The 17,140-nt window shown below is 53.2% G+C and carries 17 protein-coding genes, 1 tRNA gene and 1 pseudogene; 5 read left to right on the top strand and 14 right to left on the bottom strand.

What is annotated here, in order from left to right; all coding sequences use genetic code 11:
* Positions 1 to 846 (top strand): annotated as a pseudogene (locus VAE48_RS01050) (NADP-dependent phosphogluconate dehydrogenase); the annotation flags it as partial.
* Positions 847 to 875: 29 nt separating this feature from the next.
* Here VAE48_RS01050 and VAE48_RS01045 read toward each other — a convergent pair.
* Positions 876 to 1,820 carry an SDR family oxidoreductase gene (locus tag VAE48_RS01045; protein ID WP_322791453.1) on the bottom strand — a complete coding sequence of 315 codons (945 nt, stop codon included), beginning with the start codon at positions 1,818 to 1,820 and terminating at the stop codon, positions 876 to 878.
* A 79-nt stretch (positions 1,821 to 1,899) separates the two neighbouring features.
* Entirely contained in the window at positions 1,900 to 2,586 is a 687-nt protein-coding gene (locus VAE48_RS01040) for a TetR/AcrR family transcriptional regulator (RefSeq protein ID WP_322791452.1), read from the bottom strand.
* 311 nt (positions 2,587 to 2,897) lie between these two features.
* Between VAE48_RS01040 and VAE48_RS01035 the strand changes: the two genes are divergently transcribed.
* Entirely contained in the window at positions 2,898 to 3,902 is a 1,005-nt protein-coding gene (locus VAE48_RS01035; protein ID WP_322791451.1) for a uroporphyrinogen decarboxylase family protein, read from the top strand.
* Here VAE48_RS01035 and VAE48_RS01030 read toward each other — a convergent pair.
* From VAE48_RS01030 to polX, 8 genes are all read right to left on the bottom strand, one after another.
* Positions 3,899 to 4,342, bottom strand: a complete 444-nt coding sequence (locus tag VAE48_RS01030) for a dUTP diphosphatase (protein WP_322791450.1) — start codon at positions 4,340 to 4,342, stop codon at positions 3,899 to 3,901. The two genes, VAE48_RS01035 and VAE48_RS01030, sit on opposite strands and share 4 nt — an antisense overlap.
* 23 nt (positions 4,343 to 4,365) lie before the next feature.
* The gene (locus VAE48_RS01025; protein WP_322791449.1) at positions 4,366 to 4,794 is read right to left on the bottom strand and encodes a spore germination protein GerW family protein; all 429 of its coding nucleotides are present in this window, start codon (positions 4,792 to 4,794) and stop codon (positions 4,366 to 4,368) included.
* A 3-nt stretch (positions 4,795 to 4,797) separates the two neighbouring features.
* Positions 4,798 to 5,058, bottom strand: a complete 261-nt coding sequence (locus VAE48_RS01020) for a hypothetical protein (RefSeq protein WP_322791448.1) — start codon at positions 5,056 to 5,058, stop codon at positions 4,798 to 4,800.
* 63 nt (positions 5,059 to 5,121) lie between these two features.
* Complete coding sequence (locus VAE48_RS01015) at positions 5,122 to 5,532, bottom strand: AhpC/TSA family protein (protein ID WP_322791454.1); 411 nt, start codon at positions 5,530 to 5,532, stop codon at positions 5,122 to 5,124.
* Positions 5,533 to 5,667, bottom strand: a complete 135-nt coding sequence (locus VAE48_RS01010; RefSeq protein ID WP_322791447.1) for a hypothetical protein — start codon at positions 5,665 to 5,667, stop codon at positions 5,533 to 5,535. It lies immediately after the preceding gene.
* A gap of 5 nt (positions 5,668 to 5,672) precedes the next feature.
* Positions 5,673 to 5,957, bottom strand: coding sequence for a DUF427 domain-containing protein (locus VAE48_RS01005; RefSeq protein ID WP_322791446.1), 285 nt, complete (start codon positions 5,955 to 5,957; stop codon positions 5,673 to 5,675).
* A 14-nt stretch (positions 5,958 to 5,971) separates the two neighbouring features.
* Positions 5,972 to 6,490, bottom strand: a complete 519-nt coding sequence (locus VAE48_RS01000; protein ID WP_322791445.1) for a DUF1684 domain-containing protein — start codon at positions 6,488 to 6,490, stop codon at positions 5,972 to 5,974.
* Between the two features lie 393 nt (positions 6,491 to 6,883).
* A complete protein-coding gene (gene polX / locus VAE48_RS00995) occupies positions 6,884 to 8,617 on the bottom strand; it encodes a DNA polymerase/3'-5' exonuclease PolX (protein ID WP_322791444.1) in 1,734 nt (577 codons plus the stop codon).
* A gap of 23 nt (positions 8,618 to 8,640) precedes the next feature.
* On the opposite strand from polX, the gene VAE48_RS00990 reads away from it, so the two are divergent.
* Positions 8,641 to 9,756 (top strand): alanine racemase, encoded by a 1,116-nt coding sequence (locus VAE48_RS00990; RefSeq protein ID WP_322791443.1) that lies wholly within the window; start codon positions 8,641 to 8,643, stop codon positions 9,754 to 9,756.
* On the opposite strand, the gene VAE48_RS00985 is transcribed toward VAE48_RS00990, so the two are convergent.
* The 4 genes from VAE48_RS00985 to VAE48_RS00970 all read right to left on the bottom strand — a co-directional run bounded on the left by VAE48_RS00985 (position 9,746) and on the right by VAE48_RS00970 (position 12,505).
* Complete coding sequence (locus tag VAE48_RS00985) at positions 9,746 to 10,957, bottom strand: site-2 protease family protein (protein ID WP_322791442.1); 1,212 nt, start codon at positions 10,955 to 10,957, stop codon at positions 9,746 to 9,748. The genes VAE48_RS00990 and VAE48_RS00985 overlap by 11 nt on opposite strands.
* Before the next feature lie 41 nt (positions 10,958 to 10,998).
* Positions 10,999 to 11,092: transfer RNA gene (locus tag VAE48_RS00980), tRNA-Sec, on the bottom strand.
* 281 nt (positions 11,093 to 11,373) lie between these two features.
* Positions 11,374 to 11,952, bottom strand: coding sequence for a hypothetical protein (locus VAE48_RS00975; RefSeq protein ID WP_322791441.1), 579 nt, complete (start codon positions 11,950 to 11,952; stop codon positions 11,374 to 11,376).
* A 13-nt stretch (positions 11,953 to 11,965) separates the two neighbouring features.
* Positions 11,966 to 12,505 carry a phosphatase PAP2 family protein gene (locus VAE48_RS00970; protein ID WP_322791440.1) on the bottom strand — a complete coding sequence of 180 codons (540 nt, stop codon included), beginning with the start codon at positions 12,503 to 12,505 and terminating at the stop codon, positions 11,966 to 11,968.
* 217 nt (positions 12,506 to 12,722) lie between these two features.
* Here VAE48_RS00970 and VAE48_RS00965 point away from each other — a divergent pair, with 217 nt between their 5' ends.
* Both VAE48_RS00965 and VAE48_RS00960 read left to right on the top strand, forming a co-directional pair.
* Positions 12,723 to 14,396, top strand: coding sequence for an ABC transporter substrate-binding protein (locus tag VAE48_RS00965; protein WP_322791439.1), 1,674 nt, complete (start codon positions 12,723 to 12,725; stop codon positions 14,394 to 14,396).
* A 360-nt stretch (positions 14,397 to 14,756) separates the two neighbouring features.
* Positions 14,757 to 17,140, top strand: a 2,384-nt coding sequence (locus VAE48_RS00960; protein WP_322791438.1) for an Ig-like domain-containing protein, incomplete at its 3' end; no start/stop codon positions are given.

The following is a 17,140-nucleotide window of genomic DNA, read 5'->3' as shown; positions in this document are numbered from 1 at the left end:
ATTGAATACGGCGATATGCAGTTGATCGCCGAAGCCTATGAGGTGCTGCGGCGGGTGTTGGGTCTGACCGCAAGTCAGTTAAGTGGGATTTTCAACCGGTGGAATGAAGGTGAATTGAAATCTTTTTTGATCGAAATCACTGCCAAAGTGCTGGCAAAGGTGGATGAGGAAACCGGACAACCGCTGGTGGACCTGATATTGGATGAGGCTGAGCAGAAAGGCACCGGAAAATGGACTGCCCAGAACGCGTTCGATATAGGGGCGGCAGTGCCGACCATTGACGCAGCCGTTTACAGCCGCATCCTTTCTGCAATGAAGGCGGAGCGCGTTCATGCCAGCACAATTTTCAGCCATGCCGCGCCATCCTATACGGGCAGCAGCGAGGATCTCATTCAAGCCGTGCGCGAGGCGTTATATGCCAGCAAAATCCTTTCCTACGCGCAGGGTATGGCGATGCTGCGTCTGGCTTCAGCTGAGTACGATTACGCTTTCAATCTGGCAGAACTGGCGCGCATCTGGCGGGCGGGCTGTATCATCCGTGCCAGCCTGTTGAATGACATTACTGCTGCCTATCAGGAAAATGCCAGCCTGCAAAACCTGCTGCTTTCGCCCTACTTCAGCGAGGCAGTTAACCGCCGTCAGCAATCCTTGCGCAGGGTTGTCATGGTTGCGATTGAACAGGGCATTGCCGTACCGGGCATGTCCGCTTCGCTGGCCTACTTTGATGCCTACCGCAGTGAACGGCTTCCGGCGAATTTGATTCAAGCCCAGCGGGATTTCTTTGGAGCGCACACTTACCGTCGGGTTGACAAAGCGGGTGTTTTTCACACCCGCTGGGAAGATTGAATCCCCATTTGTGGCGCTGGCCGGTCAGTTTATTGCAATACGTGCTGGCGGTACCAGTCAATTGTTGCGGTTAATGCCACTCGCAGAGGGGTTGCCGTTTGACCGAAGGCGTTGGTGTATTTGCTGCAGTCCACCACAAAAGGTTTTTCAAATTCATACATCATTTCCACTGATTCGCGTGCTTCGGGAATTAACAAACCGCCAATTGCCATCATGAATCTTCCCATCCCACTGATTTTTGGAGGCTTACCCAGAATTTCAAAAATCATCTCACCCAATTCGCGTTGAGTTACGGCGGGGGCGGTAGGGACATGCCAGGCCTGTCCGTAGGCTCGATCTTCTTGTGCCAGCCTGACCAGCGCCTTGCCAAAGTCTTTGATGTAAGTATAGCTGTGAGGTAAATCGAGATTTCCGACAAAACTTGTGGTTTTACCCCGCAAGGCAGGGACGAACACTCGTTCACCCAGGGTGGAAGCCAGCACACGGGGGCCGAAAAAGTCCGAAGCGCGCCCAATCACGACCGGCAGTATGCCTTTCTGGTGGGCATCCAGCGCGGCCTGTGCCATCCTGGCCCGCAGTTGACCTTTGCGGGTGGTGGCAGCGTAGGGCAAATTTTCATGGATAGGTCCATCAACCTCACCGTACATATACAGGTTTTCCCCGATGATCAGACGTGCGCCAGCCGCGGCGCTGCCTTCCAGAATGTTTTGCTGTAGAGATGGAAATTTTTCCACCCACTGGTGATAGGGCGGCTGGGCGCATTGATAAACATAGCCGGCAGCATTGCAGGCTCGAATTGCCTGTGCCCGGTCGTAAATATCGGCTTGCACAACCTCAACCTGATCAGGTACTTCGGCTTTACCGCTGCGGTTAACCACCCGTACCTCAGCACCTTGTTGGAGCAGTTCATCCACAACCGAAAGCCCCAGCGGTCCGCTACCGAAAACAACATGAAGGCTAGAATTTTTTGACATGACTTAACTCCTGAAGAAAATGATTACAAAATATGAACAAGTTCACGAAACAATGCTGGCAGTTCACCGCAGGGGTTCTTTACAGATTCATCAAGTCCATCAAGCGTTCGATTTCAAAGCGGTAAAATGCGGCTGGATCGCTGACCAGCGGTTGAATATGATTGAAAAGTTCCAGCATAATCATCCCATGAATGTGATACCAGCCAACGATGCCGATATACACCACCTTTTCGGGCAGGAAGGGTTGAAAATCCTGCATGGACTGTGAAAAGCGAATCTGTACCTGGGGCGGAAGGTTTTCCAGAAAGTTCGGGTATGGGCGGTTTTCCTGCCGGTAGGCGCGCTCCAGAATGCGTAAGATGGGAGCAAAGACTTTGCCGGCCGTTGGGGCGGTGACCGCTTCCTCGGCCTGATAACCGGGGATGGGATTGCCAAAGATTAACTGAAAATCCACCGGGTGATCCAGCGCCCAGCGCCGGTAACTGAGCAAAACCTGCAGCAAACCTTCCCGCGCCGGCTGATCGCCAAAACGGGCGGCGGTTTCTTCCAGCGCTGCGGCTAAAGCCTGATAGGCATCCACAATCAGCGCAGTGATCAGGGCATCCCGGCTTTCAAAATAGCGGTACAATGCCGGCCCGCTCATGCCCATTTGTCTGGCAATTGCGTTCAGCGAAAGGCTGGCAGTTCCGCCTTCCGCCATTTGAAGGCGGGCAAGGCTTTTGATTTCGTCCATCGTGATTTGGCGGAATTTTTCTCTTCTGGTCATAGTGTTTCATCTTTGTTATAATATATAACTTATGTTATTATATATTGCGTAATTTGTCAAGGGATATTGGGGCGGAATTGGGAAAACCGGCTGGTCAATGTTGGAAAATGTGTTAAAGGTACATATTTCATCGGCTAAAGAGTTCACAACGGGGGTAAAATAGTGGCTGATTGGGCTTACAGGAAAAAACTGGCCGGCGGTACGTCAAATCCCTGCCTGCACATCCCCAAAAACATCGCAGCGATTTCAGGCGTGGCAGGAGTGGGAAGGAAATTAGACCGTCCCTTCAATACTCATCAGCGGAGGCAACCTTGAAAACCCATATTGCTGATAGGATACTTTCACAAAAACGGCGGGAGTGCATCGTTCCAGCGGCTTATCCCCTCGGTTTCGAGATGAACAAAGCCATCTCCGAATTCGCCACCGATACCGATACGCAAATTCAGGTTCTTGAAGAGGCGGCTCAGCGCTTTGGAGGAGCATTTCTTCTGCCGGTTTGGGATCGGATGATTGAGGCCGAGGCGTTCGGTTCGCCGCTTAATATGGATGCCAATACCCCTCTCGGCGCGGCTGCTGCGACCGTTCTTTCTCAGCGGGATGTGGATGCGTTGATTATCCCCCGGCCGGGTCATAAACGGACTACGGTAACGCTGGCAGTGCCCCGCCTGCTCAAAGAACGCTTACCTGAACCAAAGCCGTTTGTTCTGGGGATCATGAACGGCCCGCTGGCAGTTGCCCGCCAGCTGATTGGGGAGGACGCCTGGGATGAAATATTGAATGAGCAGCCGCCGGTGCTGGATGCGCTGTTGGATAAAATCATGCGGTTCTTACCGGATTATGCCCATGCCTTTTCTTTCAACGAAGCCGATGGGGTCATTCTCAGTGAGCCGCTGGATGAAAGCCTGACCGCCGAACAGCGCGAGCGCTTTTCACTGCGCCATATTCAGCGGCTGGTTGGGGAGGTGCAGAATCCGCGTTTTGCTTTTATTCTTCATAATTCACTGGCGGATTTGGAACAGATCAGCCAGTTGACGACGAGCGGTGCAGCGGGGTACTGGTTTGGCAGCCGGGCGGATTTGGCGGCTGCTGCACACCGGCTGCCTGAACAGGCGCTTCTGATCGGTAATCTGTCCATAAACCAGATGACAGAGTCCTCGCCGCAGGCGGTTCATCAGGAAACCCTGAATTTGTTGAATGCGATGCGAGACTTCCCCAATTTCATCCTTGCACCGGAGGATGATTTACCGCCCCACACTCCTCTGGCAAATCTGCAGGCGTTGATGGATGCGTTGAATGAGTACAACAGCGGCGTTTAGCCGCTGGACTGACGGCGTTTCTGTTCCACAATTCCCCCGCTGGCACCGCGGTCCGTTGTGTTCTTCAGAAACTCAGCCGTACTGATTTCCTCAATTTGCGGTGTCAGGATGGGCAGAATCAACAGTTGCCCGACTGCATCCCCGGCTTCAAACACGAGCGGTTCATCGGTCGGATTTGCGACCTTGACGAGAATTTCACCCTGGTAGCCGGCATCAACCACGCCTGCGCCCAGCAGATGATTGCTGCGGCCTTTCGGTTTCAGTAAACCGACAAATCCGGCGGGAATTTGTACGCCGATGCCGGTTGGTATGATGCCGAACTGATGCGGGGGTATCTCGACCCTCTCTGCGGCATACAAGTCCATGCCGGCATCTTCGGCATGTTTGCGAGTGGGCAAATGGGCGTCCGCCCGCAGGCGGGCAATCCGGATTCGCTCCATTTTTCTAAACCGAAGCAGGCGGATTATTTACCGCGCCGCATGCGCAGCCACGCGCTGGTGATAAATGCCAACGTGGTAAAGGCGGTCAGGTAAATCTTGGTGAAATCTACCACCGGTTTGACCTGAACACCCTGCTCATTGGCGACAATCACCGCTACCGGCCGGGCAAAGGTCTTACCGCCACCGCCGCCGCCTGAACCGCTGCCCTTGTTTTCCTCGTTGACGCCAGCACCGCTGCCAATTCCAAAGCCCATAATGCTGACTACTTCGGCTGCCGGCAGGATGAGGTTGCCCTGATGTTTGATGGTTTCACCAAAAACGGCGTTCACATCCGCGGTTGCCATGAATTGATCCATGGTATCCTGAATGGTTTCCAGGGCTGCAGATGCCAGCGCGTTTTCGTTTTCGGGGAGGGTGGCTTCGGATGTGTTTTCAGTTTCAGAAGCGCTCATTGGTTAACTCCTTTTATAAATCAATTTCAGCAAGAAGAGCAGGAATAACCCGCTCAGAATGATGATTACTTGAATGATGCGGGTCAAATCATGTACAGGCAAAAATTGGGTTTCCCCCTGCGGGGTTTGAACCTGAACCCCGACCGGTCGGTTCCAGATGATGCCGAATTGGGCGGAAGGTACAAAGCGGAAGGCTTGTGCAACCGGGCTGATCTGGTAACCGCGCCATTTGACCGGTGGACGGTTTGTGTTTTGGAGAGTCATTTTCGTCTCCTTTAGTGGATATATTCATCATTATACCGGCAGAGGGGGGAATTTGGCGAATTTCTATCCCTTCAATTGAATGGATTGCAGCAATGTATTGGGCTGCGGGCGGTCGGTGGGGTCGTGGCTGTAATAAACCAACACGATTTGACCGTGCTGATCAAGGATAAAATCACCCCCCAATTGATGAAGATCACCGCCGGTGGCGATCAATTTTTCACCGCGCAATAATTTTTGGGCATAAAACCACAGGGTCGGCAAATTCCAGGTGCGTCGGATGGAACGCTGCAGGCCAAAAGCCTGATACAGGTTTTTTTGCGGGTCGAGCAGGATTGTAAAATGAATCTGGGTTGTTTCCCTCCAGCGATCCAGCCAGTGACCCTCTTCAAAAGTAACAAGGGCAATGGATATACCGTTTTGTTCAAATTCGGGCTGAGCGCTTTGCAACTGCAAAGCATGTTCGCGGCAGGGAATTCAACCCAGATGGCGCAGAAAGACCAGCAGCAGATAGGTGTTTCCGTGCAGTAAGTCGGAAAACGAGTAGATTTTGCCGTCTGCTGCCGGCAAAGTGAACGGCACAATCCGATCCCCCGGCTGCAGCAACTTCATGTTTTTCAGGCTTCCACGCGAACGCCACGCCAGAAAGCCACGTAATCCTTAATCTGGCGGGCAGCCTCTTTGGGGTTGGGGTAATACCAGGCAGCATCCGGGTTACTTTGTCCGTTGACCACAATGGTGTAATAACTGGCTTCACCCTTCCACGGGCAGGTGGTATGGGTTTCGCTCTTTACAAAATAATCCCAGTTGACGGTAGACGGGGGGAAGTAATGGTTGCCTTCAATGATGATGGTTTGGTCGCTTTCCGCCAAAACGGTATTGTTCCAGATTGCTTTTGCCATGCTGTTTTAACCTCTTACTTGTGATTGGATGGTGAATGGAATAGTTTTTCCCCAGCGCGAATGGGTACGGACAACCGATTTTCTGGGGGTGTCAGCGGACAAGACCAGTCATCGTTATAGGCGCAGTAGGGGTTGTAGGCCAGGTTGAAGTCCACAATAAACCGGTTTTGTCCAAGCCCTTCCGGCTCCAGATAGCGTCCGGCGGGGTAGGTTTCTAGGCCTGCCAGGCTGTCCACGAACGGCAGAAAGTAGCCGTATTGATTACCGTACAGCGTTAATTCGACCTTTTGCCCCTCCACTTCAAACGAAAAACGTCCCAGGCGGGCATACACCTGCACATCGCCGGTATTGGTGAGAATTTCCACATTTTTCCGCTCTGCGAATGGTGTCAGGGTCAGCGTGAAACGCAGGGCGGGGTTGGGTGGAAAGTAGTTTAACCCCTGAAAGACAGCCTTTTGATCTTCCCGCAGGGGGCTTTGCGGGTGAGCGGCGAAAAATTCATCCTTTTCCCGGCGAGTGGCTTGATAATCCATAACAATCTCCATCTTATTTTTAACCGAAACGGGTCTTGTTTGCAGGATTCCGGGCTTCAAAACCTTATACACTGGTTTCGCACAGTAAATTTTTTCCGACTTTTTTCGAAGTAGACAGAGCAGAGTCCACGTTGTTCTGTCTTTTCAGACATGGCAGATGGGCAATATCTTACCTCATCCTGAAGATGCGTGAGATAAAAGCCTCTCCATTAATGGGTAAAAAACCGATGTTTTCTTAAGCAACGTCAATTTGGGATAAATCATTTTTACATCAACTTTCGAATTTTCGTCCCCCTCCCGCCTCCCCCAAAATCGCCCTTGCGATTTTGGGGGAGGTGCAGGTGGGGGTAATGATCACTGCTTGCCAGGTTTTGATCTTATCCCGAACTCACGTTAACCAGATTTTTGGCGATGTTCAGCCAACCAGCGGCGGATTTCGGCCGGCTGCCATGTATTCAGCACCTGCGACGCACTCACCCATGCCCGCCGTGCAACCGATACACCGTATTCCGCCAGTTCCAGATCCGCTGGACTGTGCGCATCGGTGTTGATGCTCAACAAAATACCCAGTTCGATAGCCCGCCGTGCGTGAACCTCGTCCAGATCCAGACGAGAAGGATTGGCGTTGATTTCGAAGGCAACGTTTTCTTCTCGGGCAGCAGTCAGGATGACTTCCCAATCCAGGTCGGCTCCTTCGCGGTTGGGCAACAGCCGTCCGCTGGGGTGACCGATGATATCCACGTGCGGGTTGCGAATGGCACGCAGCAAGCGGGCAGTAATTTCCTCGCGTGGCTGGCGCAGGCTGACATGCAGGGACGCAATGACAATATCCAGTTCGGCCAGCACGTCATCCGGCAAATCCAGACTGCCATCGGCTTTAATTTCCACTTCCGCACCCTGCAAGAGGGTGAATTCATCGCCCAATTCGGCCTGCACGGCGTCAATTTCTTTCCGCTGCTGGCGCAGGCGGTCGGCATCCAATCCGTTGGCAATTCCCAAGGAGTGGGTATGGTCGGTGACGGCCAGTACCTTCAGGCCGCGTGCCTGAGCGGCTTTGGCCATTTCACGGATACTTAAAGCTCCGTCGCTCCAGGTGGAATGGCTGTGCAGGTCAGCGCACAGATCCGCCGGGGTGATCAGCTCAGGCAGACGGTGATTCAGCGCCGCCTGAATCTCACCGCGGTCTTCGCGCAGTTCAGGGGGAATCCACTCCAATCCCAGGGCCTGATACAGTTCAGTTTCGCTGGAAAAAAGCTGCTCCTGTCCGTCGGGTGTGGTAATCCCATGTTCAGAAAGCGACAGCCCTCTGTGCTGCGCCAGTTCGCGCAGGTGCACGTTGTGTTCTTTGGAGCCGGTCACAAATTGCAGCAAAGAACCAAATTTTTCTTCTGGCTGCAGCCACAACTGGATATTGAGACCGTTGCTCAATTCAATGCTGGATTTATTTTCACCGTGTGCCAGAACACGGACGACCTCGGGATGATGGACAAAAGCGTCCATGATTGCAGCTGGATTGTCGGCGGCTGCCACGAGGTCGAGATCGCCGATGGTGGGCTTCCAGCGACGCAAACTGCCAGCCAGTTCAGCCTGCCGTATGCCGGGAAGCGCACGCAGCCATTTCAGCCAGCGCAAGCCGATTGGGCGTACTGTGCCAAGCAGCATGCGTTTGCTGCGCCGGCGCAACGCCTCGATGCCGGCCAGGATGCGCTGCTCGGACTTTTCGCCTATCCCCGGCAGGCGGCGCAAGTGACCATCACGCGCAGCTGATTCAAGATCCATCAGCGAAGTAATATCGGCCTGTTTCCAGAACAGCGCCACTTTTTTCGGGCCAACATCCGGTATTTCGAGTAATTCCAACAGGGTAGGGGGGACTTCCTCTTCCAGCCTTTCCAGAAAACCCAATCTGCCGGTGGTGAGCAGTTCCTCAATTTTTTCGGCAATGGCTTTGCCAACGCCGGGAATTTCGGTCAGCTTGCCCTCGCGGTACAAATCGCTGGCTTCGCGCGGAAATGTGCGCAGACTTTCTGCCGCGCGCCGGTAGGCCAGGGTTTTATAAACCACCTCGCCGTTGATTTCCAACAGGTTGGCGATGCGCTCGAAGATTTCCGCCAGTTGCTGATTGTTCATGCCAGTTATTATACAATAGAGCTATGAACACAATCCAATACCTTGATATTACCCGTCCAACTTTACTGATTGACCCGCATAGGGTACATGCCAACATCCAGCGCATGATCGAAAAAGCCCGCCGCGCAGGGGTGCGTCTTCGCCCCCATTTCAAAACACACCAGTCAGCTCAGGTGGGGGAGTGGTTTCGCGCCTATGGTGTACAGGCAATTACCGTTTCCTCGCTGGACATGGCAGCCTATTTTGCCACTCATGGCTGGGGGGATATTCTGGTGGCGTTCCCGCTCAATCTGCGTCAAATCGAATTGGTGCGGCGGTTGAGCGAATCGATCCGGCTCGGCGTGCTGGTGGAATGCGCCGCGCATGTGGAAGCCTTAGCCGCCGCAGTGGATCATACTGTGGATGTATGGATTAAGATTGACAGCGGAAGCCGCCGCACCGGGCTGGCATGGGATGACCCTCAGCAGATTGTTGATTTGGCCCGCAAAATTCGCAACTACCCGGTTTTACACCTGCGGGGACTACTGACCCATGCCGGTGAGACTTACCACAGCCAGCATCCTGCTGAAGTGGTGCAGCGCTTTCAGCGCAGCAACCTGCGCATGAACGAAGTGCGCCAATTTTTGGAGCAGAACGGCATTGACGGTTTGGAAATATCGGTGGGTGATACGCCCGGCTGCAGCCTGAGCAATGATTTTGAGGGGGTGGATGAAATCCGCCCGGGGAATTTCGTCTTTTACGATGCTCAGATGGCTCGGCTGGGAGCCTGCCGGGAAACGGACATCGCCGCGGTGGTCGCCTGTCCGGTGGTGGCCACACACCCCGAACGGGGTGAGGCGGTAATTTACGGCGGGGCAATTCACTTTTCCAAAGACGGCCTGCAAGAAAACGGGCAAACCCTGTACGGCTGGGCGGTACTGCTCACTGAGGAAAGCTGGTCGCCGCGGGTAAAGCAAGGCGCTCTGGTGCGCCTTGCTCAGGAGCATGGCATTGTACACCTGCCTGCGGATGTGCTGGCAACCCTCTCGGTGGGAGATTTAATCGGGGTGATTCCGGCGCACGTCTGCCTGACCGTTTCGGCGCTGGGGGTTTATCGCACCTTGCAGGGCGAATGGATTGAGACTCTGGTCAGGGCATAAGCACCAGCGGCACAGGGGTGAATACCAGTACAAAGACGATCAGAGTGAGCAGTCCCAGGCGTTTGCGGCGCGCATCCAGTTCGGTGATCTGGTCAAGCGGTTCGGCATAAACCCGCCCAAAAAGAAAAATCAACACGGCCCACAGCCACCAGCCAGCCCAGACGAAACCCAGCAATCCCAACGCCAGAAGCACCAGCGGGTAGATGCGGCGGGCACGTTCGCGCCCGAAGAGCACATACAGCAGATGTCCGCCATCCAGTTGACCGGCAGGAATCAGATTCAGGGAAGTGATCAGAATACCACCCCAGCCAGCCCATGCCACTGGATGCAGCAAAACATCTATTCCACCGTAGGGCAGCGGTTGACCGGTGAAGAAATAACGCACCCAGAAAAGGAGGGGTGAAAGTCCGCTGTAATCGGCTGGGGCAGGTAAAAACTGACCGAATACCACAAATTTGAGCAGCAGGTAGAGGATGGAATTGCCTTCCAGTTGAGTCTGTCCCAAACCGCTGCCCAGCGGTGCGGCTGGCAACGGAGAGAGCTCGGAAAGCGACAACCCGATCAGCACAACCGGAATGGCCACAACCAGCCCGGCCAGCGGCCCGGCAATGCCGATATCCATCAGCACACGCCGGTTTTTGGGCAATTCTTTCATATTAATAAAAGCGCCCAGCGTTCCAAACGGGCTTAGCGGGAAAGGCAACGGCAAAAAATAAGGCAGACTGACGGCTGCTCCGTGCCGTCTGCCAACCAGATAATGCCCAAATTCATGTGCGGTGAGAATTGCCAGTAGACTGATGGCAAACGGCCAGCCTCCGCTGATCATGGCCCAGATAAATTCCACAGCGTTGCCGGGCATTTCTTTCAGGCTGAGCATTCCACCGGTAAACCAGACACTGATCAGGGTTAATATAAAGAAAATCAGGTTTGTGCGTGGGTTGGACGAGCGCGGCGCCTGACGGCTGGTGACCAGGATAACCGTCTGACGGTTGTTTTCATAACGAAAGAGGGGGGTCAAGCCAAGCGGTGCAACGGCCTCTGCCAGCCGATCATAGGCTTCGGCGGTATCCGGTAGCAGGATGCGCCCGTGGTACTTGATGACATACCCTTTGCGTTCGTCGCCAAAGGTTGTGTCTTCAATGAAGAAGATACGGCGGACTGCCAGTTCAATTCGTTCAAAAAGCAAGGGTTGGTCTTCCATGGACAGGATATTCCTCGTGTAAACACAGATAATGTTCAAGGCGGGAATGGATGGGAGTCGAACCCACCGCGGCCCGCAACGCGACCCGCCACCGGTTTTGAAGACCGGGGAGCCCACCGGGACCCTACCACTCCCGCATTTAAGCATACTCCAGCGCGGCTTATTCGTCAAACCTTCTGATCAGGGTGAGATGGCTTTCTCAAAGTCGAAAACGGTCAAACAGCAGCCGGCGGGTGCTAACCGATGTCTATTCGGAATAATCCACTGATGCGTCCAATCGAGCGATTTTGCCCCCTCCTGCGCCTCCCCCAATATCGCCAAAGCGATATTGGGGGAGGTGGGTGGGGGTGTTTTGCCAAAATTTAAGGTTCGATCCAATGTTTCAGGGTTGTCGAGGAACTTTGAGAAAACCATAATCAGGGTGAGATGACCCAATCAAAAGAGTCCACCAGATTCACATTTCGAATTTCTCCAAGCACATTCTCGTTGCAATCCAGTGCGCGGGCATGGTAGAAAGCGGGAGCAAGAAAGAACAACCGTACGCTGCCGGGCAGAATGCTCTCCACTTTGCCGAGATGATCTTCTCCCCATTCTTCCGTTTGGGTGATGTACAGGTAGCAAATTTCATGACCGGTTTGGTTTGTAACGCGGAATGGGAATTTTCCTTCACCACCAATCAGGATCTGGCGGTTCTGGTTGATTTTTGCTTCGGAATATACCGTTTCCTCACTGCAGGTGCGAATCAGCAGGTCGTACTCACCCGCTTCAAGGGTGAAGCTGCGCCTGGCGCCGCCTGAAATCATCTCGCCTTCCGGCAGTTGATTTTCGCCAAAATCCGCCTGATGCTGGGGAGAGATGTACACCTCACAAATTGGCAGGCTGCTCTGATTTTCAATCTCAATTTCCAGCGGCGTGGTCTGACAGGCGGCCGGGAGGAAAAACCATAGGCTGATTGTCAGCCACCAGCGAACCGAGAGAACCTTACCCCTGATCATTGAGCAATGTTGCCTAAAAAAAGTAGGGTAAAAGCGCCTGCATCCCTTCGCGCGCGGAGAGGAACAACCCTCCGCTCAGCAAACCCAGCGCCATGCCGGCTACCACATCGGATAAATAATGCATACCGGTGAAAATGCGCGAAAGGCTGACCAGTAACGCCCAAACCACCACGCAGGCTGCCACCCAGAGGGGTGCGTTGGCTGCGACCACCGAGGCGATCATCACCGCACGGGCAGCATGACCGGAGGGAAAGGAGTGAGGATCAGTGTTGCGGTAGATACTGCCCCATTCTCCCGGTGGACGGCTGCGGCGGACGAGGAACTTGATGCTCATCACCAACACTGCCAGCAGCAAAATATCCAAGATTAAGAAAGCGGTAAAACCCCGCCAGGCGCTGGAAAATAACCAAACAACACCCAGCCCCAGCAACCAAAACCATGAATCGCCCGAATGGGCTAAAAACGCCACCAGTTTCCAGCGGAAAGATTCATCCACCTCCATTCTTAAACGATTGGACAAATCAACATCCAGTTGGATCAATTTTTGCATCATTTAAAGAAAACCCCGTAACCTGTATTCCAAAATCCCAAAGGGAGTATACCTTGATTGGGAAAAGTTGACCAGCAGCTACCTTACTGATTTGTCAATTCCAAAGCCGGTCACTTCCCGTATAATTACCTTGGATGCAGCCCTCTTTTGCCGGAGAAGCAGCCTGAACGGGGAGTCTTGTTCAAGAATCAGCAGCCTTTCAAATGGAGCCGGACGTCGAATGAAAAATTCACCTTCTCTCCTCTTACTAAGGAAAAAGTCCTTTTTGGGGTGTGTTTTGCTGATGTTGATCAGTCTGTTGGTTACGGCCTGTCAACCGCTTTCGCTGCAAGTCGAACAGGTGCAGGCTTCGGTCAATTTACAACGGATACGTGCTCAGGATTGTTCCTACGGGGGGGCAATCCGTGCAGTTGAAGCATTGGATTCTTACACGGTTCGGTTTACCCTGTGCAATCCCGACCCGGCTTTTGCCGCAAAACTGGCCTTTCCAGTGTTTGCTATTCAGGATGATGATTACTTAAATGAACATCGCGGCGACTCCAAAGAGATGAGCCGTCAACCGAATGGCAGCGGCCCTTACCGGGTGGCGGAATATGTGCCGGGGGTGCGCTTGACCCTCCAACCCAACCCGGAATACTGGGGATTGCCACCGCGGGTTGAGTCGTTGACCTTTCGATGGGCATCCACTTCGCTTTCTCGGTTGGTAGAGGTGAGTACCGAAAAAGCCCACGTCATGGACTCGCCCGATCCCAATTCTTTTTACAGCATCAATCAGGATAGTTCTTTGAGTTTGGTCTTTCGTCCGGCGCTGAATGTGGCTTTCATCGGAATGAATAATCGCTTTGCGCCATTCAATGACGCGCGGGTGCGTCAGGCGATCAGCATGTTGATTGACCGCGAGCGGATTGTCAACACCATTTACCCGGTCGGTACCGAAGTAGCCGATCAGTTCATCTCCCCGGTGTTTCAAACGGGTTACACACCGCTTTATCAGTGGCTGCCTTATGACCCGCAACAGGCGCTGGATTTGCTGCGCCGTGCAAACTTTGATTTTGAACAGGAATTAACCCTTTCGTATCCCTCCCAGGGCAATGAGTTACTGCCTGATCCGCACCGCATAGCCCAGACAATTCGCTCGCAGTTGCTGCCTTATGGAGTAAATGTGCGTCTAAATCGCATGGATGCTGCAGCGTTTGAACAATCTGTTCGGAGTGGTAACGAGGCATTCTTTCTTTATTCATGGTATGCTGATTACGCTGACCCGGACAGTTTATATTCCACGATTTTCAGCTCTGATGCTCAATTACTCGGAAATGTCTATCCGGATGTTCAGTTCATGGCAAAAGAAGCCAGGCGCAGCAGCGACCCCGATCAACGTCAAAACCGCTATAACCGGATCAACGAAATGTTGCGAATGCATGTGCCTGCTATTCCTCTGGCGCATGTGCGCACGGCGGTTGTGTTTCGTCAGGAGGTAGAGGGGGTTTCTGTCAATGCCTATTTGGAAAACCTGTCCGAAGTGATTACGCCTGGACGGACGCTGGTCTTTCTCCAATCTGCCGAACCGGAATCGCTCTGGCCGGCGGATGCAACCCAATGGACGACCTTTCGGGTAACCAATTTGTTGTATTCGACACTGGTGGAAAACGAATTCAACGGGATTGGTTTGCGGCCGGGACTGGCTGAATCGTGGTCCTCGAATTCCAACGCTACCGAGTGGACTTTTAACCTGCGCTATGGTGTGCGTTTTACCAACGGCGCACTGCTGGATGCGAACGATGTGGTGGCTTCCTTTGCTGCAATTTGGGACGCCAGTAATCCAAACCACAAGGGCGACAGCGGTGAGTTTACTTACTTCCGGCGCTTCTTTGGTTCGTTCCTCAATCAGCCTTGAGTCTAATCTATTCTTCTGAAACCAGGCTGACCTGAAAGCAAAGATCAGCCTGGTTTTGAAACTTTTTCATGTCCCGGGGCGTCTGCAATTTGGAAGTCTAAACTGCCATCAGCAATTTCGATGGCTGTTTATCCCTGTGAATTGTGGTAAAGTAAGATTAACGTGAGTTCGGGATAAGATCAAAACCTGCCAGGCGATGCCAATAACCCCCACCTGCACCTCCCCCAAAATCGCAGGGGCGATTTTGGGGGAGGGGGGAGGGGGGACGAAAATTCGAAAGTTGATTTGAAAATCATTAATCCCGAATTGACCTAAGATTAGTTCGCCAATGATGTGGAAGACGGTGATGGAGGCGCCCCAATGAGAAACGATGCTCAACCGACTTTCGTTCGGGTGGTGATTACCCTGTTTGTGTTGTTTACAATGGTGAGTCTTTCCTGTAATCTGCCTTTTGGAGGAAATCGGGAGCGTCCGCTTACAACCACACCCGTTGAGCAGCCCACCTCGCTGCCACGACCTGAGGAAGAGTTGCCTCCTACCGTTTTGGAAGTTCAGCCGGAACCAGGTAGTATTCTCACTTCCCGCGACGGCATCCTCCTCACCTTCGATCAACCCATGGATCGCTCCTCGGTAGAAGGTGCTGTAACCGTGCAGCCCGTGACCGCAGGACGTTTTGAGTGGCTGGATGACTCTTCGGTGCGTTTTGTGCCGGATCAACCCCTGCCATTGAGTACTCCTGTCACCTTTACGGTACAGACAACCGCAAAAGACAGGAGCGGAAAGAACCTTGCCCGCTCGTTTTCTTTTCAATTTCGCACCGCGGAAACGGTGCGAGTCACCGAACGCATTCCCCAACCGGATGTTCAGGAGGTTGACCCTACCACGGTTGTGGCAGTAACCTTCAACCGCCCCATCGTTGAATTGGGTGAAGTTGGCTCAGCGCTGCCGGCTGCGTTTACTTTACAACCCGCAGCCGAAGGGGAAGGCCGCTGGCTAAACACCAGTACGTATGTATTTACCCCTCGCCCGGCTCTGGAAGGCGGAAAGACCTATCAGGTTGAGATGAACACTGAGTTGACCGGTGTGGATGGAACACCGTTGACCGATGCCGAGGCGCTGAACTGGCAGTTCAGTACGGTTAAACCGGCACTGGTCGGTTTTGAACCGGACCTGGATGGGGCTCAGCCGTTGGATGTTTCGATTCGCTTGACCTTCAACCAGCCCATGGACCGGCGCAGTGTTGAGCAGGGTCTGCGTTTGCGCGGGCAGGATGGCAGTCCGGTCGGCGTGGTTTATGAGTGGGCGGAACGGGATACGGTGGTAACCCTGCAGCCCCAGGGGCTGCTGGAACGAAATCGTGAATATGTGATTGAGATGGATCGGGTTGAATCACTGGGCGGCGTACCCATTGAAGAAACCTTACGCCAATCCTTCCAAACGGTAGGCCAGTTTCAGGTTGTTTCGACCACGCCGGCAGCTGGTGAGGAGTTGGAAATATACGATGATTTTGCCTCGCTATTGGTGGAATTTTCTGCTCCTCTGGCACGCGGTCAAAATCTCAAGGAACGGGTCATCCTTGAACCGAAAATCAGCAATGATTACATGTACAGCGATGAACAGGCCGGTTTCTTATATCTTTCCGGTTTTTTCAAAAGCGGTCAGACGTATCGCTTAACTTTGAAGGCAGAATTACAAGACCGCTGGGGTCAGGCGCTGGGCAGAGATTACACGCTGACCTTCAAAGCGGGCAGTCAACTTCCCTCACTAAGAATCCCGATTCTGAGTGCGTACTCTACCCTGTATTATGCCCTGCCGGGCGATCAGTACCTGCCGGCTTATGCCACCAATCTTGAAGTGCTGAATATCCTTCGGGCGCGGATGACCTTGATGGATGTCATTCGGGCAGTTGAACGTACTCCCTCGGTTGATTCTTTTGCGGTGGAAGAAAACTGGCAGGTCAATTTGAATCTGCCGCAAAATGTCAGTCAGGGGATTGAAATTCCGTTCAAAGGCGACAACGGTGGTTTGGAAACCGGCCTGTACGCCTTTCGCATCAGCTCACCGCAGTTTACGCAAACCTATCAAACCGTAAACTTGCTCATGGTTGTCAGTCCAATCCAGGTAACTCTGAAAGAAAGCCAGCAGGAGGTCGTGGTTTGGGCGGTCAATATCCTCAACCGTCAACCGGTGAGCGGGCGCGAGGTAACGGTTTATCAAGGCGGGAGCGGGTTGGTGTTGGGCAAGGCACGCACCGATGATCAGGGTATTGCGCGCATCTCCCTGACCGAAAGCAATCTTTACCGCACGTTGGTGGTCACTGTGGGAAATGAAGGTGATCCTGATTTTTCGCTGGCAACTTCGGAATGGAATGCCGGAATTTACCCGTGGAACTTTGGGATCAGCAGTAATTTTGACCAGCCCAAGATCAAAACCTACGGTTACACCGACCGTCCCATTTATCAGCCAGGTCAAACTGTGCATTACCGTTACATTGTTCGTCAATGGAATGACGCGCGCTATCCGATTTCGGATTTGAAGGAAATTACGGTGAATTTTTATGGAGCATACTCGCCGGAACAGGGAAATCCGCTGCTTGAAAAACAAAAATTAATCCTCTCGCCTTACGGGACGGCTCACGGTCAGGTACAACTCCCTGCCGATGCCCCAACGGGTATTTACACCCTGCAAATTGAGGATCAACCCGATTCGGTGATTGAGTTTCAGGTGGCCGCTTATCGAAAACC

It is taken from the genome of Bellilinea sp. (genome assembly GCF_034432615.1).
Classification (GTDB): domain Bacteria; phylum Chloroflexota; class Anaerolineae; order Anaerolineales; family Anaerolineaceae; genus Bellilinea.
This window is presented reverse-complemented; position numbering and strand designations above follow the sequence as displayed.